General features: G+C 44.4%; 19 protein-coding genes and 1 riboswitch. Of the genes, 18 read left to right on the top strand and 1 reads right to left on the bottom strand.

Annotation, left to right across the window (positions count from 1 at the left end; genetic code table 11):
* Positions 1-128 precede the first annotated feature (128 nt).
* From C6Y02_RS05525 to C6Y02_RS05600, 16 genes are all read left to right on the top strand, one after another.
* Positions 129-1,052, top strand: a complete 924-nt coding sequence (locus C6Y02_RS05525; RefSeq protein ID WP_106030816.1) for an aspartate carbamoyltransferase catalytic subunit — start codon at positions 129-131, stop codon at positions 1,050-1,052.
* A complete protein-coding gene (locus C6Y02_RS05530; protein WP_003211286.1) occupies positions 1,036-2,322 on the top strand; it encodes a dihydroorotase in 1,287 nt (428 codons plus the stop codon). Before C6Y02_RS05525 ends, C6Y02_RS05530 begins: the two co-directional genes overlap by 17 nt.
* Positions 2,319-3,413, top strand: coding sequence for a carbamoyl phosphate synthase small subunit (locus C6Y02_RS05535; RefSeq protein WP_106030817.1), 1,095 nt, complete (start codon positions 2,319-2,321; stop codon positions 3,411-3,413). Before C6Y02_RS05530 ends, C6Y02_RS05535 begins: the two co-directional genes overlap by 4 nt.
* Positions 3,398-6,613 (top strand): carbamoyl-phosphate synthase (glutamine-hydrolyzing) large subunit, encoded by a 3,216-nt coding sequence (gene carB / locus C6Y02_RS05540; protein WP_106030818.1) that lies wholly within the window; start codon positions 3,398-3,400, stop codon positions 6,611-6,613. Before C6Y02_RS05535 ends, carB begins: the two co-directional genes overlap by 16 nt.
* Positions 6,610-7,386, top strand: coding sequence for a dihydroorotate dehydrogenase electron transfer subunit (locus tag C6Y02_RS05545; RefSeq protein ID WP_060596209.1), 777 nt, complete (start codon positions 6,610-6,612; stop codon positions 7,384-7,386). The genes carB and C6Y02_RS05545 overlap by 4 nt, the downstream gene beginning before the upstream one ends.
* A complete protein-coding gene (locus C6Y02_RS05550) occupies positions 7,380-8,312 on the top strand; it encodes a dihydroorotate dehydrogenase (protein WP_106030819.1) in 933 nt (310 codons plus the stop codon). The genes C6Y02_RS05545 and C6Y02_RS05550 overlap by 7 nt, the downstream gene beginning before the upstream one ends.
* Positions 8,284-8,988, top strand: coding sequence for an orotidine-5'-phosphate decarboxylase (pyrF, locus tag C6Y02_RS05555; protein WP_106030820.1), 705 nt, complete (start codon positions 8,284-8,286; stop codon positions 8,986-8,988). Before C6Y02_RS05550 ends, pyrF begins: the two co-directional genes overlap by 29 nt.
* 7 nt (positions 8,989-8,995) lie before the next feature.
* The gene (gene pyrE, locus C6Y02_RS05560; protein WP_106030821.1) at positions 8,996-9,634 is read left to right on the top strand and encodes an orotate phosphoribosyltransferase; all 639 of its coding nucleotides are present in this window, start codon (positions 8,996-8,998) and stop codon (positions 9,632-9,634) included.
* A 139-nt stretch (positions 9,635-9,773) separates the two neighbouring features.
* Positions 9,774-9,876, top strand: a riboswitch (SAM riboswitch).
* 157 nt (positions 9,877-10,033) lie between these two features.
* Positions 10,034-10,093: a DUF2292 domain-containing protein gene (locus C6Y02_RS19595; RefSeq protein ID WP_262982267.1), complete on the top strand. Its 60-nt coding sequence runs from the start codon at positions 10,034-10,036 to the stop codon at positions 10,091-10,093.
* 36 nt (positions 10,094-10,129) lie between these two features.
* Entirely contained in the window at positions 10,130-10,831 is a 702-nt protein-coding gene (locus tag C6Y02_RS05570) for a phosphoadenylyl-sulfate reductase (RefSeq protein WP_034662479.1), read from the top strand.
* Positions 10,832-10,844: 13 nt separating this feature from the next.
* Entirely contained in the window at positions 10,845-11,909 is a 1,065-nt protein-coding gene (cysP, locus tag C6Y02_RS05575) for a sulfate permease (protein WP_106030822.1), read from the top strand.
* 57 nt (positions 11,910-11,966) lie between these two features.
* Complete coding sequence (gene sat / locus C6Y02_RS05580; protein WP_066030930.1) at positions 11,967-13,103, top strand: sulfate adenylyltransferase; 1,137 nt, start codon at positions 11,967-11,969, stop codon at positions 13,101-13,103.
* A gap of 14 nt (positions 13,104-13,117) precedes the next feature.
* Complete coding sequence (cysC, locus tag C6Y02_RS05585; RefSeq protein WP_034662471.1) at positions 13,118-13,711, top strand: adenylyl-sulfate kinase; 594 nt, start codon at positions 13,118-13,120, stop codon at positions 13,709-13,711.
* Between the two features lie 29 nt (positions 13,712-13,740).
* Positions 13,741-14,496, top strand: coding sequence for a uroporphyrinogen-III C-methyltransferase (gene cobA / locus C6Y02_RS05590; protein ID WP_034662468.1), 756 nt, complete (start codon positions 13,741-13,743; stop codon positions 14,494-14,496).
* 73 nt (positions 14,497-14,569) lie between these two features.
* Positions 14,570-15,355 carry a sirohydrochlorin chelatase gene (locus C6Y02_RS05595; RefSeq protein WP_106030823.1) on the top strand — a complete coding sequence of 262 codons (786 nt, stop codon included), beginning with the start codon at positions 14,570-14,572 and terminating at the stop codon, positions 15,353-15,355.
* Entirely contained in the window at positions 15,336-15,839 is a 504-nt protein-coding gene (locus C6Y02_RS05600) for a precorrin-2 dehydrogenase/sirohydrochlorin ferrochelatase family protein (protein WP_106030824.1), read from the top strand. The genes C6Y02_RS05595 and C6Y02_RS05600 overlap by 20 nt, the downstream gene beginning before the upstream one ends.
* Before the next feature lie 30 nt (positions 15,840-15,869).
* Here C6Y02_RS05600 and C6Y02_RS05605 read toward each other — a convergent pair whose 3' ends face one another.
* Entirely contained in the window at positions 15,870-17,579 is a 1,710-nt protein-coding gene (locus C6Y02_RS05605) for an Rqc2 family fibronectin-binding protein (RefSeq protein ID WP_060596217.1), read from the bottom strand.
* 164 nt (positions 17,580-17,743) lie between these two features.
* Here C6Y02_RS05605 and C6Y02_RS05610 point away from each other — a divergent pair, with 164 nt between their 5' ends.
* Complete coding sequence (locus C6Y02_RS05610) at positions 17,744-20,419, top strand: calcium-translocating P-type ATPase, SERCA-type (RefSeq protein WP_106030825.1); 2,676 nt, start codon at positions 17,744-17,746, stop codon at positions 20,417-20,419.
* Between the two features lie 83 nt (positions 20,420-20,502).
* Entirely contained in the window at positions 20,503-21,378 is an 876-nt protein-coding gene (locus tag C6Y02_RS05615; RefSeq protein ID WP_106030826.1) for a YicC/YloC family endoribonuclease, read from the top strand.
* The last annotated feature ends 20 nt before the right edge of the window (positions 21,379-21,398 follow it).

Below are 21,398 nucleotides of genomic sequence, written 5' to 3' on the forward strand. Positions count from 1 at the left end.
CTGACAAGGGTTCTAAAATGAGCAGAATGCACGAAAGTGCCGCTGCTTCTTTTGGAGAACCCTAAGCTGCCGAGGCTTAGGGTTTTTTTGAACCTGAAAGTGATGAAAAACTAGAGGGGGAAGAAAAAATGAATGATCTATCGACAATGAGCAGCTTGTCTAAAGAAGAGATTTTACAGCTGATTGAAGAAGCAACGGCTCTCAAAAAGGGGAAGCAAGAACTTGGCTTAGCGGGAGAATTTGTAGCAAACCTCTTCTTTGAACCAAGCACAAGAACACGATTTAGCTTCGAAGTTGCCGAAAAGAAACTGGGGATGAATGTACTGAGCTTAGATGCGGCAAGCACCTCCGTTCAAAAAGGCGAAACCCTATACGATACGGTAAAAACGCTTGAATCCATCGGTGTGAAAGCTTGTGTGATCAGAGACAGCACTGATGAATATTACAACGAGCTAATCGGGAAGGTTGGGATTCCCATCATCAATGCTGGAGATGGCTGCGGGCAGCACCCGACCCAATCACTGCTTGACCTAATGACCATCTATGAAGAGTTTGGCAGCTTTGAGGGCTTAACGATTTCGATTCATGGAGACATCAAGCACAGCAGGGTGGCAAGGTCGAATGCTGAAGTACTCTCAAGGCTCGGAGCGACAGTCCTTTTCTCAGGGCCTGCTTCCTTCCAAGATGAGCAAAACCCTCACGGAACGTATGTCCAAGTAGACGAAGCCATTAGACAATCTGATGTGGTGATGCTGCTTAGAATCCAGCATGAACGGCACGCTGAAAAAATGGGCAATGAAGATTACTTATCGACTTATGGATTAACAGTAAACAGGGCAAACAACATGAAAGAACGAACCATTATAATGCATCCAGCACCAGTAAACAGAGGTGTGGAGATAGATGATTCTTTAGTGGAATCAAAGCAGTCACGAATTTTCAAGCAAATGGAAAATGGAGTTTATATCCGAATGGCCGTATTAAAAAGAGCTTTTCAAAATAGCAGACTACATCAAAAAGGGAGAGATTCTGTCTATGTCATATCTCATTAAAAACGGTTTTATCTTAACAAGCACAGGTGAAAAAGTGCAGCAGGATATTAGGGTAGAAGGAGAAGTGATTCAAGCGATTGGTCACTTAGAAAGAGAAGATGGAGAAGAGGTCATTGATGCTAAAGGGCTATTTGTTTCACCAGGCTTAATTGATCTGCATGTACATTTAAGAGAGCCAGGTGGAGAGAAAAAGGAAACGATTGAAACAGGCTCTAAAGCAGCAGCAAGAGGCGGCTATACAACGATTGCAGCGATGCCGAATACACGCCCAGTTCCGGATACAAAAGAGCAAATGGAGTGGCTCATGAATCGGATCGAAGAGACCTCTTCTGTCAGAGTACTGCCATACGCCTCCATCACAACTAGGCAAATTGGGGAAGAGATGACAGACTTTGCAGCACTAAAAGAAGCAGGCGCCTTCGCTTTCACAGATGACGGGGTTGGCATCCAAACAGCAGGCATGATGTACGAAGCCATGAAAAAGGCAGCAAGTCTTGATCAAGCGATTGTGGCACACTGTGAAGATAACTCGCTCATTTACGGAGGATGCGTTCATGAAGGAGAATTTTCAAAAGCAAATGAATTAAACGGTATACCGTCCATTTGTGAATCGGTGCATATTGCAAGAGATGTTCTTTTAGCAGAAGCAGCGAACTGCCATTATCATGTATGTCATATCAGTACGAAAGAATCTGTGCGAGTCGTTCGCGATGCAAAAAAAGCAGGCATCCGTGTGACAGCTGAGGTGTCACCGCATCACCTGCTGTTATGTGATGCGGACATCCCTGGTCTTGATACAAACTATAAAATGAACCCGCCGCTCAGAGGAAAAGAGGATCGCGAGGCACTGATCGAGGGACTTTTAGATGGAACGATTGATTTCATCGCAACAGACCATGCGCCGCATACTGAAGAAGAAAAGAACGAAACGATGCAGCGTGCACCTTTTGGAATTGTCGGGCTTGAAACAGCGTTCCCGCTTCTGTATACACGATTTGTCAAAACAGGCGAATGGACATTAAAAGAACTCGTTGATTATATGACAATCAAGCCAGCAGAAGCCTTCTCTCTTCCATATGGAAAGCTGGAAGAAGGACAAACAGCTGATATCACACTCATTGATTTAAACAAAGAAATGGCAATCGATAAAAAAAGCTTCTTATCAAAAGGGCAAAATACACCGTTTGACAAATTGACTGTATCAGGATGGCCGGTCATGACACTTGCATCTGGGAAAGTCGTGTATGAAGAGGGGAGACTAGTAAAATGAAGAGACGCTTAGTGCTAGAAAACGGAACAGTATTCGAAGGAACAGGCTTTGGCAGCTTAGAATCGTCAGTCGGAGAAGTCGTCTTTAATACAGGGATGACGGGCTATCAAGAAATTTTGTCTGATCCATCATACTGCGGACAAATTGTCACACTCACTTATCCGCTCATCGGCAACTATGGCATTAACCGTGATGATTTTGAATCGATCACACCGTTTGTAAAAGGGCTGATTGTGAAGGAGCTTTGTGAAAAGCCCTCAAACTGGCGCTCTTCATACTCACTAGATGAATACTTAAAAATGAAAAACATTCCAGGTCTTAGCGGAATCGATACACGGAAGCTGACGAGAATGATTCGAAGTGCAGGGACTTTAAGAGGGGCGTTTGCAGGACCGGATGAACAAGTGGAAGACGTAGTCCGCCGCCTTCAAACAATGCAGCTGCCGACTGATCAAGTGAGTCAAGTATCTGTGAAAAATGCGTATCCAAGCCCGGGAAGAGGAAAAAGAATTGTCCTTGTCGATTTCGGCATGAAGCATGGCATTTTGCGCGAGCTCAATAAACGTGACTGTGATGTCATCGTGGTGCCGTACAATATCACGGCAGATGAAGTGCTGCAGTTAAAGCCTGATGGGATCATGCTTTCAAACGGCCCTGGAGACCCTGTTGATGTACCAGAAGCAGTCGAGATGATTCAGCAATTGATTGGAAAGGTTCCGCTCTTTGGCATTTGCCTTGGACATCAATTATTCGCTCTTGCGTGCGGCGCAAGTACTGAAAAAATGAAATTCGGACACAGAGGCTCGAATCACCCAGTCAAAGAACTAACCACCGGCAAGGTGACACTGACATCTCAAAACCACGGCTACACAGTCAGTGCGATTAACGAGGACGTGCTCGAAGTCACACATATCGCCCTAAACGACAATACGATTGAAGGGTTAAAACATAAAGAAGCACAAGCATTCACTGTCCAGTACCACCCAGAAGCGTCACCAGGTCCAGAAGATGCGAACTACTTATTCGACCAGTTCATGGACATGATTCATACAACTGAGAAAGAAGGGGAAGAAGTATGCCAAAACGCGTAGACATCAAAAAGATTTTAGTCATCGGTTCAGGTCCAATCATCATCGGACAGGCAGCGGAGTTTGACTATGCAGGCACACAGGCTTGCTTAGCACTGAAAGAAGAGGGCTATGAAGTCGTTCTTGTGAATTCCAATCCAGCGACCATCATGACAGATACAGAAATGGCCGATAAGGTATACATCGAACCACTGACACCAGAATTCTTAACACGAATCATTCGAAAAGAACGTCCTGATGCGATCTTGCCAACACTTGGCGGACAAACTGGACTTAACCTTGCTGTTGAATTATCAGACCTTGGCGTGTTAGCTGAATGCGGTGTTGAAGTATTAGGAACAAAGCTGTCAGCTATTCAAAAAGCAGAGGACAGAGATTTATTCCGTAATCTGATGAATGAACTAAATGAGCCTGTACCAGAAAGTGAAATCATCCATAACCTTGAAGAAGCGATAGCGTTTACGAATCAAATCGGTTTCCCTGTCATTGTGAGACCAGCTTATACATTAGGCGGAACAGGCGGCGGAATTTGTACAAACGAGCAAGAGCTGAAGGAAATCGTCGAAAACGGCCTGAAGTTAAGCCCAGTCACACAATGCTTACTTGAAAAAAGCATTGCAGGTTTTAAAGAAATTGAATATGAAGTCATGCGTGATAGCGGTGATCATGCGATCGTTGTTTGTAACATGGAAAACTTTGATCCTGTCGGTATCCACACAGGTGACAGTATCGTTGTGGCGCCAAGCCAAACATTAAGTGACCGTGAATATCAGCTGCTTCGCAATGTGTCGCTCAAGCTGATCCGGGCACTTGGCATTGAAGGCGGCTGTAACGTACAGCTGGCGATTGACCCAGACAGCTTTCAATACTATATCATCGAAGTAAACCCGCGCGTCAGTCGTTCTTCTGCACTTGCGTCGAAAGCAACTGGTTATCCAATTGCCAAACTTGCAGCGAAAATTGCTGTCGGCTTAACGCTTGATGAAATGATGAATCCAGTCACAGGGAAAACCTATGCTGCCTTCGAACCGGCACTTGACTATATTGTGTCTAAAATCCCGCGCTGGCCGTTTGATAAATTCGAATCTGCCAACAGACGTCTTGGAACTCAAATGAAAGCAACGGGTGAAGTGATGGCGATCGGACGTACATTAGAAGAGTCCCTTCTAAAGGCTGTCCGTTCACTTGAAGCTGATGTGCATCACATTGAATTAAAAGATGAAGCAGATATCACAAACGAAGTGCTTGAAAAGCGGATTATCAAGGCGGGAGACGAACGATTATTCTATATCGCCGAGGCGCTTAGAAGAGGCTATACGGTTGAACAAATACATGAATTCTCAAAAATTGATTACTTCTTCCTTCATAAGCTGGAAGGCATCATCGCATTTGAAAAGACATTAAAAGAAAACAAAGGCAATACAGACGTATTAAAAGAAGCAAAAGATAAAGGCTTCTCAGACATCTATATTAGCCGTGAGTGGAATATGAATGAAGCGGATGTCTACAAGCTAAGACAAGAAGCAGGCATCGTACCTGTCTACAAAATGGTAGATACTTGTGCGGCTGAATTTGAATCCGAGACGCCATATTTCTATAGCACGTATGAAGATGAAAATGAATCAGAACGCACAGACAAGAAAAGCGTCATCGTATTAGGCTCAGGTCCTATCAGAATCGGTCAAGGAGTTGAATTTGATTATGCGACGGTTCATTCTGTGTGGGCAATTAAACAAGCAGGCTATGAAGCAATCATTATTAACAACAACCCTGAAACGGTCTCAACAGACTTTAGTATTTCAGATAAGCTCTACTTTGAACCACTCACTGTAGAAGATGTGATGCACATCATCGATCTTGAGCAGCCTGAAGGAGTCGTCGTCCAGTTCGGCGGACAAACGGCGATCAACCTAGCAGATGAATTATCAAATAGAGGGGTGAAGATTCTCGGCACTTCTCTTGAAGACCTAGACCGCGCCGAAAACCGAGACAAGTTTGAACAAACATTAGAAGCACTCGGCGTGCCGCAGCCTAAAGGGAAAACAGCTACGTCTGTGCCTGAAGCTGTAGCGATTGCCAATCAGATCGGCTACCCAGTCCTTGTCCGTCCTTCCTATGTATTAGGCGGTCGTGCGATGGAAATCGTTTATCAAGAAGAAGAGCTTCTTCACTACATGGAGAATGCGGTGAGAGTCAATCCGCAGCACCCAGTGTTAATTGACAAATATTTGACGGGAAAAGAAATTGAAGTAGATGCCGTATCTGATGGGGAAACTGTCGTGATCCCAGGCATTATGGAACATATTGAAAGAGCCGGGGTCCACTCCGGTGACTCGATTGCGGTTTACCCGCCGCAAACATTGTCTGATGAGATCAAAGCGAAGATCGCAGAATACACGATCAAGCTTGCAAAAGGCCTCAACATTATTGGGCTGCTAAACATTCAATTTGTTCTCTCGAAAGGTGAAGTGTACGTACTTGAAGTGAATCCTCGTTCAAGCCGGACAGTTCCTTTCTTAAGTAAAATTACAGGCATCCCGATGGCAAATCTAGCGACAAAAGTCATTTTAGGTGACAAGCTTAAAAACTATGGCTACGAAGAAGGACTTCACACAGAGCAAGAAGGGGTGTACGTCAAAGTTCCAGTCTTCTCTTTTGCAAAACTAAGAAGAGTGGATATTACACTCGGGCCTGAAATGAAATCTACAGGTGAGGTCATGGGGAAAGATGTCACAATTGAAAAAGCCCTCTACAAAGGATTAATTGCATCGGGCATTCAAATTCCTAAAGACGGAACAGTTCTTCTAACAGTTGCTGATAAGGATAAAGAAGAAGGACTTGAGATTGCAAGAAGATTCCATTCGATCGGCTATCATATTTTAGCGACAGAAGGAACGGCGAATTACTTAAAACAAGCCTCCATCCCATCAAGTGTTGTCGGCAAAATAGGAGAAGAAGGCAAAAACCTTCTCGATGTCATTCGAAACGGGGAAGCCCAATTTGTCATCAACACTCTGACAAAAGGAAAACAGCCGGCAAGAGACGGCTTTAGAATCAGACGTGAAGCTGTTGAAAATGGCGTAGCTTGCTTAACGTCGCTAGATACAGCAGAAGCCATTTTAAGAGTGCTGGAAAGCATGACATTTAGAGCGGACGAAATGCCAGAAGTGAAAACGAATGCTGAGGTGACAGTAACGATATGAAAAAAGCATACTTGACGGTCGTCTCAAACCGAGAGATCGCTGATCATATTTACGAAATGACATTAAAAGGTGACCTTGTGGACTCCTTTCAAACGGCTGGACAATTTCTTCATATCAAGGTCAGCGAGTCCATGACACCGCTGCTGAGAAGACCGATCAGTATTGCCAATATTCATGCCGAGAAACAAGAAGCAACCATCATCTACCGCGCAGAGGGAGAGGGCACAAAGCTCCTTTCCCAAAAGCGGGATGGGGAATCCATCGATGTATTAGGACCGCTTGGCAACGGGTACGATCCTTCAGTTGTTCAGCCAGGTCAGACAGCCTTACTAGTCGGCGGTGGAATTGGTGTACCGCCTTTATATGAACTGTCCAAGCGTTTAACGAAAAAAGGTGTCATCGTCAAGCATGTCCTTGGCTTTCAATCGAAAAAGGATGTATTTTACGAGGAGAAATTCCAAGCACTCGGAGATACGTTTATCGCGACAGTTGATGGGACATATGGTTCAAAGGGCTTCGTGACAGGTGTCATTGAAGAGAATGATTTGAGCTTTGATGTCATGCTTTCCTGCGGACCGACACCTATGTTAAAAGCACTAAAAGACTCTTATCCCGATAAGCCTGTCTATATTTCAATGGAAGAACGAATGGGCTGCGGAATTGGTGCTTGCTTTGCATGTGTCTGTCATACCGACCAGCACGAAAAACCTTACGTCAAAGTCTGTCTGGATGGACCTGTATTTAAAGCAGAGGAGGTGGCATTGTCATGCTAAACGTTGAGTTACCCGGCTTATCTTTAAAGAATCCGATTATCCCTGCATCAGGCTGCTTTGGATTCGGAAGGGAATTTGCTTCATTATATGACTTATCAGTGCTGGGCGGTATCATGATCAAGGCCACAACCCTTGAACCGAGATTTGGCAATCCGACACCAAGGGTAGCGGAGACAGGTGCCGGTATGCTCAATGCCATCGGTCTTCAAAATCCAGGCCTAAAAGGCGTGCTGGAAAATGAATTGCCTTGGCTTGAGCAGTTTGATACACCGATCATTGCAAACGTCGCTGGCTCACAGGTCGATGATTATGTCGAAGTAGCCAATCAAATCAGCCGAGCAAAAAATGTCCATGCCCTTGAACTGAATATCTCGTGCCCGAATGTCAAAACAGGCGGAATTGCCTTTGGTACAGATCCTCATATGGCAGCAGCATTGACAAAAGCGGTGAAAGAAGTCTCTTCGGTACCTGTCTATGTCAAACTGTCTCCTAACGTAGCCAATATTGTGGAGATTGCTCAAGCGATTGAATCTGCTGGAGCGGATGGACTCACGATGATTAACACGTTAATCGGTATGCGTTTAGATTTAAAAACGGGGAAACCGATTCTTGCCAATAAAACAGGCGGATTATCAGGCCCGGCAGTAAAACCTGTCGCTGTGCGCATGGTACATGAGGTCAGTCAAGCGGTTTCTATCCCGATTATCGGAATGGGCGGGGTGCAAAGTGCTGAAGATGTACTTGAATTTTTACTAGCAGGTGCAAGTGCAGTAGCTGTTGGCACAGCCAATTTTGTAAACCCGTTTATTTGCCCAGAAATCATTGAAGAACTGCCAAGAGTGTTAGCAGCATATGGCTATTCATCTGTAGAGGAATGTATCGGAAGGAGCTGGAAACATGAAGCACTTGCCCATCATCGCGCTTGATTTTCCGGTAGCGCAGGAAGCGCTCGCCTTTTTAGAACCCTTTGAAGGGACGCCATTATTTGTGAAGGTCGGCATGGAGCTGTTTTACCAAGAAGGACCTGCTATCCTTGACGAGCTCAAAGAAAAAAATTGCCGCATTTTCCTCGATCTCAAATTACATGACATTCCAACAACGGTGCAAAAAGCAATGAACCGGCTTGCCGCACTTGGTGTTGATTTGGTCAATGTGCATGCTGCTGGCGGGAAACATATGATGCAAGCTGCGGTAGAAGGGCTTGAAAGCGGGACGCCTGCTGGACAAAGACGTCCGTGCATTATTGCAGTGACTCAGCTGACGAGTACGTCAGAAGACATGATGAGGAGCGAATTACTCATAGACCGTCCGCTGCAAGAGACTGTCATCCGGTACGGTCAATTGGCATATGAAAGTGGACTAGACGGTGTTGTTTGCTCTGTTCATGAATCCAAAGCCCTTCATGAGCACATCTCACCTGCCTTTCTCACTGTAACGCCGGGGATTCGCTTACAAAATGATCAAACCGATGACCAAAAGCGTGTGGCGACTCCTGCTTATGCAAAAGAGCAAGGTGTTTCACAAATTGTTGTCGGAAGGTCAATCACAAAAGCTGAAAAACCATTGGAAGCCTATCATCAAATTTTAAAAGAGTGGGAGTGACTGCCAGATGAAAACAAAAATCGCTAAACACCTATTACAAATCAAAGCGGTCTCATTAAAACCAGACGAACCGTTTACATGGGCAAGCGGTATCAAATCACCGATCTATTGTGACAACCGTCTTACCTTGTCCTACCCAGAAGTAAGACACGCCATTGCTGAAGGTCTTAAAGAGTTGATTCTCACTCATTTTGAAAGAGCGGAGGTTGTTGCTGGTACTGCAACAGCAGGCATCCCGCATGCGGCATTAGCGGCAGACCGTCTGAACGTGCCGATGTGTTATGTGAGAAGTAAGCCAAAAGCACATGGAAAAGGGAATCAAATTGAAGGAGCCGTATCAAAAGGTCAAAAGGTGGTCGTCGTAGAAGACTTGATTTCAACAGGAGGCAGTGTGCTTGAAGTGGTCGCTGCTCTTCAAGAAGCGGGCTGTGACGTACTAGGAGTTGCCGCGATCTTCACATACGGACTGCCAAAAGCTGCAGCAGCTTTTCAAGAGAAAAACATTCCATATGTCACCCTAACAGACTATGACACACTGACAGACGTGGCACTTGAGCTGAAAGCGATCGAGCCTTCTGCTATGAATAAACTAAAACGCTGGAGACAAGATCCTTCCTCTGAATCTTGGATGGAAGAAACCGTCTAAAAAGCTGTGCGTACCCGCACAGCTTTTTTATTTGGTTAAAAATAGTAAAATAGACTCAAATTCAAATAAAAACTAATCCTATCAATAAAGTCGGGTTGACTTTTGTTTGAATTGTGTTAATATTTAAGACAAATTAAAACACTTATCCAGAGAGGTGGAGGGACTGGCCCGATGAAGCCCGGCAACCTGCGATTTGCAAGGTGCTACTTCCTGCAAAATGATTCTATTTTGAAAGATAAGGAAATGAGCTTCCTCATCTTTCTTTCGGACTGAAAGGAAGTTTTTTTATTTTAACGGTGAGGAGGAAGACGAGATGGAAGTGAAGCGAAATCAGGATGAAGACTTATTGAAGCATATGGAGAAACTGATTGGGGATATGAATTCGGTTCAGTTACGCTGATTGTTCAGGACGGTCAAGTGATTCAAGTGGAAGAAAACAGAAAAATTCGGTTGACGTAGTGCGGAGAGTAGTGATACTCCGGAAGGGGAGAAACAATGTTAACTTATGAAAATTGGCAAGAGCCGTCCATTACATTTCAAGAGGATGATTTGTATAAAGGGGCCTTATCTGTGCTGAAATGGGCATACGGTCATTATGGTGATCAGCTCGTTTATGCATGCAGCTTTGGTATTGAAGGCATCGTCCTCATTGATCTTATTGCGAAAGTAAAAAAGGATGCAAGAATTGTCTTTTTAGATACAGGTCTGCATTTTAAGGAAACGTACGACACGATTGATGCGGTAAAGGAAAGATATCCAGGTTTAGATATTGTGCTGAAAACCCCTGAGCTGACGGTTGAGGAGCAAAACGAGCAGCATGGTGATCAGCTATGGAAAACGGACCCTCAAAGCTGCTGCCATATGCGTAAGGTCATTCCTTTGCAAGAAGCGCTATCCGGCTACCCGGCATGGCTTTCTGGCTTAAGAAGAGAGCAGTCACCCAAGCGAGCAGGGACGAACTTTTTAAATCAGGATGAAAAATTCAAATCAGTGAAAGTATGTCCGCTTATCCACTGGACGTGGAAGGACATATGGAGATATGCATCTAGAGAGGAACTTACTTATAATCCGCTGCATGATCAGGGATATCCAAGTATCGGCTGTGCCCCGTGTACACAGCCGGCATTTACTGCCGAGGATCTTCGTTCTGGCAGATGGTCAGGCACAGCTAAGACTGAGTGCGGATTACATGAGTAAGGGAGCATAATGTATGGAAATCGCCGCAATTTTATTTAGTTTATTTTTCGCTCTAAACATTGGCGCGAGTGGTGCAGCTGCTTCGATGGGCATCGCGTACGGGTCAGGTGCTATTCGAAAGCCTATCTATGCACTCAGTGTATGTGCAGTTGGGATTTTAGCGGGTTCAGTCATTGGCGGCGGTGAGGTCGTCAAAACGATTAGCTCTGGGATTATGCCTGAATCCGTCATTACACTTGAAATTGTTTGTATTATTATTGGTTCTGCTGCATTATCACTCTTTATAGCAAATCTGATGGCCATCCCTTTATCAACGAGTGAGGTCACGGTAGGAGCTGTGGTTGGTGTCGCGGTCGCATATAAAGTATTGTATGTGAAATCCATTTTAGTCATTGTGGCATTTTGGGTCATCATTCCGCTTGTCGCCTTTCTTTTTACCTTTTTTGTAGTCAAAATCATCAGAATGTTCCCTAAACGTAAGCTGTCTAAAAAAGGCACAGCTATTTTATCCATTGTTTTAATTCTTAGTGGATTTTTAGAAGCATTTTCAGCAGGCATGAACAATGTGGCAAATGCAGTCGGCCCGCTTGTTGCCGCGGGTGTTTTGTCAGTTGGGCAAGGAACACTTTACGGCGGAATCTTCGTCGCCATTGGTGCCCTATTGCTTGGTAGAAGGGTACTGGAAACAAACGGAAAGAAAATCACTCGCTATCAAACGGGTGAAGGGATTTTGCTTTCGAGTACCGGTGCTGGACTTGTCATCGTCAGCTCTATTTTTGGGCTGCCAGTTCCACTTACCCAAATCACCTCCTCGTCTATCATTGGGCTTGGAATGGCAAAAGGCGGACCAAATATTTTTCATAAACATGTGGTGAAAAAAATGTTGAAAGTGTGGGTAGTGTCACCCTTTTTATCACTTAGCCTATCGTATTTGCTGGTGAGCCTTTTCTTAAAAGGAGACTATTATTCTATCTTTATCATGATGAGTGTACTGCTTGCCTCACTTGGTGCGCTGAGTCTGATGAAGGCAGTCAAAAATGAAAGCAGCTCGATTCATGAACAGGGCGGCGGGATTTAACGGCAAATCCGACTATTTACATCTAATAAATATGAACATTGAGAGGAAGATGAACAAATGAGTTTAACACCACATGGTGGCGTATTAATTAATCGAGTAAATGAAGAGTATGATCTCAGCACGGCTGCAAAGGAAATTGAATTAGATGCCATCTCTTTTGCAGACCTTGAACTCATAGCAATTGGCGGGTATAGTCCAATTGAAGGGTTTTTAACAAAAGCTGATTATGAAGCCGTTGTGAGCAGTATGCGGTTAGCAAGTGGTGTTGTTTGGTCTCTTCCTATTACACTGCCAGTGACAAAGGAAAAGGCAGCGGAGATCCATCAAGGTGATATTGTGCGTCTATCGTATAATGGAACTGTATATGGGGTGATTGAAGTAGAGGATCAATACACACCAGATAAGGAAAAAGAAGCGGTGAATGTATATAAAACTGATGACCGCAATCATCCAGGCGTGAAAAAATTATTTGAACGCGGTGACACGTACATTGGTGGTAAAATTACACTGACGAAACGCAGTGAAAAACCATTCCCTCAATTTACGTATGAGCCAGAAGAAACAAGACGGCATTTCAAAGAAAACGGCTGGAAAACCATTGTTGGTTTCCAAACGAGAAACCCTGTTCACCGTGCCCATGAATATATTCAAAAGACAGCACTTGAAACAGTCGATGGTTTGTTTTTAAATCCACTTGTCGGTGAAACAAAATCAGACGATATTCCGGCAGACGTGAGAATGAAAAGCTATCAAGTGTTATTGAACGGTTATTATCCAAAGGATCGCGTCTTTTTAGGTGTTTTTCCTGCGGCAATGCGTTATGCTGGACCAAAGGAAGCAATCTTTCACGCGCTTGTTCGAAAAAATTACGGCTGCACTCATTTTATTGTGGGAAGAGATCATGCGGGTGTTGGTGATTATTACGGCACATACGAGGCGCAGGAGTTATTTGAACAATTTACAAGTGAAGAAATTGGCATTACCCCGTTAAAATTTGAACATAGCTTCTACTGTAATACATGTGAAGCAATGGCAACACCAAAAACATGTCCTCACGATAAAAGCGAGCATGTCATTCTTTCAGGTACAAAGGTTCGAACGATGCTGAGAAACGGTGAATTACCGCCAAGCACGTTCAGCCGAAAAGAAGTTATTGAAACATTAATCGAAGGATTAAAAACGACGGTATCTTAATGGGAGGGTATGACATGAGCAATGAACATATCGTGTGGCATGATTCATCTATTACAAAAAAAGAATATCAACAGAAAAACAATCATACGAGCGGCATTATTTGGCTCACGGGTCTAAGTGGGTCAGGTAAATCAACGATCGCAAATGCAGCGGCCAGAGAGCTGTTTGAACAAGGCTATCAAGTCACCGTTCTTGATGGCGATAATGTAAGGCATGGACTGAATAAAGATTTAGGGTTTTCAGATGATGACAGAAAAGAGAACATTCGCCGCATCGGAGAAGTGGCAAAGTTATTTGTTGAACAAGGAACGATTGTCATCACGGCTTTTATTTCTCCGTTTCAAGAAGACCGCCGCATTGTCAGACAGTTAGTTGAAGCGGGAGAATTTCACGAAGTGTTTGTGAAATGTGATCTGAACGTATGCGAAGAGCGTGATCCAAAGGGGTTATATAAAAAAGCCAGAAATGGAGAAATTCCGTTCTTTACCGGAATTGATTCACCGTATGAAGAACCAGCTGCGCCTGAGCTCGTACTAGATACAGGTGAATTATCTCGTGAAGAGTCCAAACAGCGTCTTGTTGATTATGTAAAGGGAAGAGCGAAATAATTGCCTGATGGCAGGGGGAGAAAAGCACGATGGGGAAAGTATACATTGTGGGGGCTGGACCTGGGGATCCAGACTTAATTACATTAAAAGCCCATAAGGCAATACAGCAGGCAGATGTCATTTTATATGATCGCCTTGTCAATCAAGAAATACTCGCCCACGCCAAACCCGAGGCGGAATTAATCTATTGCGGCAAGCTGCCAAATCATCATACGATGAGACAGGAAGCCATCAATGAAGCCCTTGTGGCCCATGCAAAGGAAGGGAACGTTGTCGTTCGGCTGAAAGGCGGCGACCCCTTTGTATTCGGCCGAGGCGGTGAAGAAATCGAATGCTTAGCTGAGCACGGAATTCCGTATGAAGTCGTCCCTGGAATTACCTCTGGTATTGCAGCGGCCGCTTATGCAGGCATTCCCGTGACGCATCGTGAATTCAGCTCAAATGTCGCTTTTGTCACGGGTCACTATCAAAAGGATGAGCATTTTGAAGAAAAGTGGGAAGCGCTGGCTACGGGGATTGATACCCTTGTGATTTACATGGGCGTCAAAAACGTGAAAAGAGTGCAGCAGCTTCTTTTAAAAAATGGACGCGATCCTGAAACGCCAGCAGCGTTTATACACTGGGGAACTACGACGAGGCAAAAGACGACTTGCTGCACTGTGGCGACACTGTCTGAAACAGTTGAAAAAGAAGGCATCGAGCATCCAAGTTTAATTGTAGTTGGAGATGTCGTTCATTTTCACCAAAAACTGAGCTGGTTTGAACCCGCCTTAATCGAGAAATGAGAATGATAAAGAAAAGACACGTACATCGATCGTGTCTTTTCGTCTGATCAAAACAAGTAGAGGGAGGAGCCACATGAAACAAGCTGTACTTTATGTTGGGCATGGAAGCAGAGTAAAAGAAGCACAAGATAAAGCCATTTCTTTTATGAAAAGCTGTATGCCGTTAGTAGAAGCAGATATACAAGAAATTTGTTTTTTAGAACTGACAGCCCCTTCTATAGAAGAAGGATTTGAAGCCTGTGTGAAAAAAGGAGCTACACACATTGCGATCGTCCCGCTCCTCCTTTTAACTGCCATGCATGCCAAATCAGATATTCCAGTCGAGATTGAGAAAGTACAAAAGCGATATCCGCAAGTGAAGGTCACATACGGAAAACCAATCGGGGTCAATCAAGAAGTGACAAAAGCGGTTGCTGCAAGAATTGAAGAGGCAGGATATCAAGGCGGGAAAGCACGGATTCTTTTAATTGGCCGCGGAAGCTCTGACCCCGATGTGAAGCGGGATGTGTTTGGCATTGCGGACGATGTCCGGCGCCTGCTCCCTCTCGCAGAGGTCTTGCCATGTTTTATTACGGCATGTGAGCCAAATTACCGAGATGTTCTTGCGCAATTAACAGCAGATGATGATGCGCCTGTTTATCTCGTTCCTTACTTGTTGTTTACGGGTATTTTAATGAAAGAGATTGAAAATGAAGCGGCTCAGGCGAGAAAGAGGCTGAAAGATGTCCGGGTATGCCGGTATATTGGCTTTCATCCGCATGTAAAAGCGGCTTATATTGAACGCGTGCAAGAAACCATTTTAAACAAAGACGATGCGTTTCATTTCCAAGGAGAAAGCCATGCTTCCAGTCCATCTTGATTTAACCGATCAACAAGTGCTCATCGCCGGCGGTGGACGAATAGCCGCAAGAAGGGCAGAGGCGCTATGCATGGAGCCTTGCCATATAACCGTCGTGAGTCCTGACATTTCTAAAGAGATGGCACGTCTCATTGATACATACAACCTGAATTGGAAGGAAAAGAAAGTGGACGTGGAAGATTTAAAGGGTGCATTTTTCATTGTAGCTGCTACAAACGATCCAGCGGTAAATGAATGGATTGCACAAACAGCCCGGCCTCACCAGCTAGTGAATTGTGTGAGCCAATCAGAGCTTGGCAATGTGATCGTGCCAAAGGTGGTCAAAGCAGGGAAAGTGACGATTTCAGTCTCTACAAGCGGTGCGAGCCCAGCCCGGACAAAACAACTGGCTGCGGAAATTGAGGCGTTGCTAGAACAAGAGGATGTAGATGCACTTGACGCTCTCTATATCGAAAGAAAAAAACAACAAAGAAAAAGCCGATAAAATCTCTTTAAGGGATTTTATCGGCTTTTATTATTTTCGCAGCTTTAGGACCACATCTTCGTCAGGCGTGACAAATAATGTTTGCTGCTGATCATACGTCACAAATCCCGGCTTTGCTCCATTTGGTTTTTTCACATGCCGGATTTTCGTATAATCGACAGGAACGGAGCTCGACTCCTTTGCTTTCGAGAAGTAGGCAGCGATTTGAGCCGCTTCACGCAGCGTCTCTTCATCAGGTGCTTGATGACGGATGACGACATGTGATCCAGGAATATCCTTCGTGTGCAGCCAAATGTCGTCACGGGCAGCAGCCTTTGTGGTTAAATACTCGTTTTGTTTGTTGTTTTTTCCGACTAAAATCGGAATACCTTGAGACGATTCATACGTTTCAAGCTGAATGGCCGCCTGTTTTTTCTTTTTGGCGTTGCGCTTTTGTTTGGCGCGTAAATATTTTCCTTCAACAAGTTCTTCTCTCATTTCCTCTAAATCCTTCGGTGAGGCAGAGGATAGCTGCTGAATCAACTCTTCAAAATAAGCAATCTCTTCATGCGTCCGCTCAATTTGTTCATTGACCGCTTCTACTGCATTTTTTGCCTTTTGATATTTTGTGAAATACCCTTGCGCATTTTCAGAAGGGGTTTTGTTTGTTTTGAGCGGGATCGTGATCTCTCCGCCATCTTCATCGTAATAATTGATGACAGTCGCTTCTTTATCCCCTTTTTTGATGGCATATAAATTGGCTGTTAACAATTCGCCATAGAGCTGATATTTATGTGCATGTTGAGATTCTTCAAGAGTTCTTTTCAGTTTTTTGAGCTTGTTTTCATTTTTCTTTTTTTCATTTACGACAAACCGTTCAAGGTCAGACGCCTGCTGTTTAACTCTGTCTCTCTCAGCTTTTCCGAAATAAAAGCGGTCAAGCAGCTGGCTGAGAGAGTCGAATGTCTTCATCTCGCCATGGACATGCTGAAGTTCTAATAAATAGAAATATTCTTTCCCGTCTTTTCTTGTGAGCTGCGGGGTAAAGGAGTGCATGCGAATAAGCTGGAACATGTCGAGCAGTGTATTTGGAATCGTTTCCTGATTGACAAGACCGGCCCTGTGTACAGCTTCCTTTGCAAACAGCGGAGAAACCCCAGAGAATGTATCGACAATTTGATTTGCGATCTTTCCTTCTTGAAAGCGTAAATGCTTTAAAATATCATTCTTCGTCACTTCAAACGGATTCAATTTTTGCTGTGCAGGCGGCAGAAGGTATTCGTGACCAGGAAGTACCGTTCGATAGCTGTTCACAGATGGAGAAAGATGCTTTAGGCCATCGATGATCTGCTGCGTGTCATCTTCTACAAGAATCAAATTACTATGCCTTCCCATGATTTCAATGTAGAGCTTTCGAGTCTGTTCGTCGCCAATTTCATTGCGGCTTCGTACATGAAGTACAATCACCCGGTCAAATCCAATCTGTTCAAAACGTTCAATGAATCCGCCCTCAAGATGCTTTCTGAGGAGCATACAAAACATTGGAGGTTCGCTTGGATTGTCATATTGATGCTCTGTGAGCTGAATTCTAGCGTAGCTCGGATGAGCGGATAAAAGGAGCTTATGATTTTTTCCGTTTGCCCGGATATGAAAAATCAGCTCGTGCTTATATGGCTGATGAATTTTTGAAATTCTTCCGCCAGTTAATGTCTCTTGCAATTCATTTGTCATACCATATGTAAAAATGCCGTCAAATGACATGTTGGATACACCCTCTTCTTTCACACAAATCTACTGAAAGAACCTTCCGTTTCTCGTTCTTTAGGCAGTCTTATTATTATAGCATGATTTAGGACGAGTCTGAATAAACTGGCTTATAGAACACTGCATATGAGAGAGAACAAAAGAGGAGTGGACGAGGTCAAATGAATTGGCATGAACTGAACCAAACCGATTTATTAAAAACAATGAATACATCGATAGGTGACGGACTGTCAGAAAAAGATGTACAAAAACGGCTTGAAAAACACGGGCCAAATGAATTGCAGGAAGGGAAAAAGGCGTCGGCTCTGATCATTTTTTTAGCGCAATTTAAAGATTTTATGGTGTTAATTTTGCTTGCGGCAACGATCATTTCTGCTTTTTTAGGCGAATACATTGATGCTGTAGCAATTGTAGCGATTGTTCTGATTAATGGAGTGCTCGGCTTTTATCAAGAACGCCGCGCGGAAAAATCTCTTCAAGCGCTAAAGGAATTATCAACCCCGCATGTGTATGCTAGGAGAAATAATGAATGGGTCAAGATCCCGTCTAAACATCTCGTGCCAGGGGATATTGTGAAATTTTCGAGTGGAGACCGGATTGGGGCAGACATTAGATTACTAGAAACCAAAAGTTTAGAAATTGAAGAGTCCGCTCTCACTGGCGAGTCCATCCCTGCGGTCAAACACGCAAGTCCGCTTTCACGAGACCATGTCTCGCTTGGAGATTTGACGAACATGGCCTTTATGGGGACGCTTGTCACTAGAGGAAGCGGCGTGGGCGTTGTCATTGGTACAGGGATGAATACAGCGATGGGACAAATTGCCGGCATGCTGGATGCAGCAGGGAATATGGAAACACCGCTGCAAAGACGTCTCGAACAGCTGGGGAAAATCCTAATTGTTGCTGCTTTATTTTTAACGGTTCTCGTTGTTGTTCTTGGCGTTGTGCAAGGACATGATTTGTATCATATGTTCCTGGCGGGAGTATCTCTTGCGGTTGCTGCCATTCCTGAAGGACTGCCGGCGATTGTAACCGTCGCACTTTCCTTAGGAGTGCAGCGGATGATCAAACAAAAATCGATTGTCAGAAAGCTTCCGGCGGTGGAAACACTTGGCTGCGCGTCGATCATTTGCTCAGATAAAACAGGGACAATGACGCAAAATAAAATGACTGTGACACATGTATGGGCAGAGGGCAAAACGTGGAATATTTCTGGTACGGGCTATGAGCCATCTGGTGATTTCACCTTAAACGGAGAACTTGTCCATGTAGACAAACATCCAAGTCTGCAAAAGGTGTTATTATACGGGGCGCTTTGTAATACATCAACCATCGTTGAAAAAGATGGCGAAATGAGGCTTGATGGAGATCCGACAGAGGGGGCGCTTCTCACCGCAGCACGTAAAGCAGGGTTTACTGAGCAATTCATCGAAGCCGGATTTCACGTTGTAGAGGAGTTTCCTTTTGATTCAGAAAGAAAGATGATGTCAGTCGTCGTCGAAACGAATCAAAAAGAGCGGTATGTCATTGCAAAAGGTGCGCCGGATGTCCTGATGAACCGTTCAAGTCATATCATGCACGGCGGCCGCACAGCTTCTTTTTCAATCACTCACAGGCAAGAAACAGAGGCTGCGATTCAAGGCTTAGCAAGACAAGCGCTGAGAACGATTGCCATTGCGTATAAAAAAGTCGGTCTGACAGAAAAAATCAACTCTGTCCAGCAGGCTGAAACCGATTTGACATTTATCGGGTTAGAGGGCATGATCGATCCACCTCGTCCTGAAGTCAGACGAGCGGTTAAAGAGTGCAGGGATGCTGGCATAAAAACAGTCATGATTACAGGGGATCACGTGGAAACAGCCAAAGCGATCGCAAAAGACTTGAGCCTTTTACCAAAGCAAGGAAAGGTGCTCGACGGAAAAGCGCTGGATCAGATGAGTGACAAAGAGCTTGAGCAAACGGCTGAAAATGTATACGTCTTTGCACGGGTATCACCTGAGCATAAGCTGAGAATTGTGAAGGCCTATCAAAAAAATGGACATATTGTGGCGATGACAGGTGACGGGGTCAATGATGCGCCTGCGATTAAGCAAGCAGATATCGGCATCTCCATGGGCATCACTGGAACAGACGTAGCCAAAGAAGCATCTTCTCTTATTTTACTTGATGACAACTTTGCGACCATTAAATCCGCCATTAAAGAAGGCCGGAATATTTATGAAAACATTCGGAAGTTTGTCCGGTATTTGCTGGCATCCAATGTGGGAGAAATTTTGGTTATGCTGTTCGCGATGCTCCTAGCACTTCCGCTTCCTCTCGTTCCTATTCAAATTTTATGGGTCAACCTTGTCACAGATGGTCTTCCAGCGATGGCACTTGGCATGGATAAGCCAGAAGGCGATGTCATGAAGCGAAAGCCGAGGAACATGAAAGAGGGCATTTTTGCTAGAGGGCTCGGCTGGAAGGTTGTATCTAGAGGATTCCTCATCGGGCTTGCGACCCTTTTAGCATTTATGTTTGTGTATCACCGCGATCCAAACAACCTGCAATATGCACAGACTGTTGCATTTAGTACGCTTGTTTTGGCGCAGCTCATTCATGTATTTGACTGCCGCAGTGAACGGTCCATCTTTGAACGCAATCCATTCGGGAATCTTTACTTGATCGGTGCGGTTTTGTCATCACTTTTACTTATGTTTGTGGTCATTTATTATCCGCCGCTTCAGCCGATTTTCAAAACGGTGGCCATTGCACCAATTGATTGGCTGCTGATCATCGGTATGTCTGCACTGCCAACTTTTTTACTGGCAGGATCACTTTTGACAAGAAAAAAATAATTCGTTATGGTATAATTTTGAGGTAATAGTGTCTGCTATTACCTTTTTCATTTTATTAATATGAAAGAATTGGGTGTTTTGACATGATACGCAGTATGACGGGATTCGGCCAAGCGAGTAAAACGGATGGAGAACTGACAGTGTCAGTTGAGCTAAAATCGGTCAATCACCGTTTTAAAGAGGTTCATGCCCGTTTGCCGAGGCCGCTTTTATATTTCGAAGACACATTAAAAAAAATCATTCTTCGTCACGTGCAGCGCGGTAGAATTGAGCTGTTTGTCACGATTGAAGGCGGTAAACTAGCAAGCCGGTCCTTGCAGATCGACTGGCCGCTGCTTGATGAATACATGAAAGCCGCAAAAGACCTCGAGAAGCGCTATCACATTTCAGGCATTCAGCATGCACATGACTTACTGGGGCTGGAGCATGCCGTTCAAGTAGAAGAGTCGGCCAGCCGAAATGAGCAGTTAGAGCAATTGCTGATGGATGCTTGTGAAACGGCTGTCAAGGAGCTTTGCTTCATGAGAGAGCAGGAGGGGACATCACTTCAAAAAGACTGTGAGCTGAGGCTTTCTGAATTAGAGGCCTATACAGAAGAAATCAAAGTCTTTGCACCAGAGGTTGTGAGTCAGTATAAAGACAGGCTCAATCAGCGATTGCAAGAATGGATCGGAGAGGCGCTTGACGAAAGCAGATTGACAACAGAGGCTGCCATCTTTGCTGACCGCTGTGACATTACAGAAGAGATTACGAGATTGAAAAGTCACTTTCAGCAATTCCAGCAAATCTTGATGCAAGGCGGTGCTGCCGGCAGAAAACTTGATTTTCTTGTACAGGAGCTCAACCGTGAAGTAAACACCATTGGCTCAAAAGCGAACCATCATCATTTAACAAAGCTGGTGGTTGAAATGAAAAGTGCTATTGAAAAAATAAAAGAACAAGTGCAAAATATAGAATAGTCATTGTGTATGCTGTTTAC

It is taken from the genome of Bacillus sp. NMCC4 (assembly GCF_002998555.1).
Lineage (GTDB): Bacteria > Bacillota > Bacilli > Bacillales > Bacillaceae > Bacillus.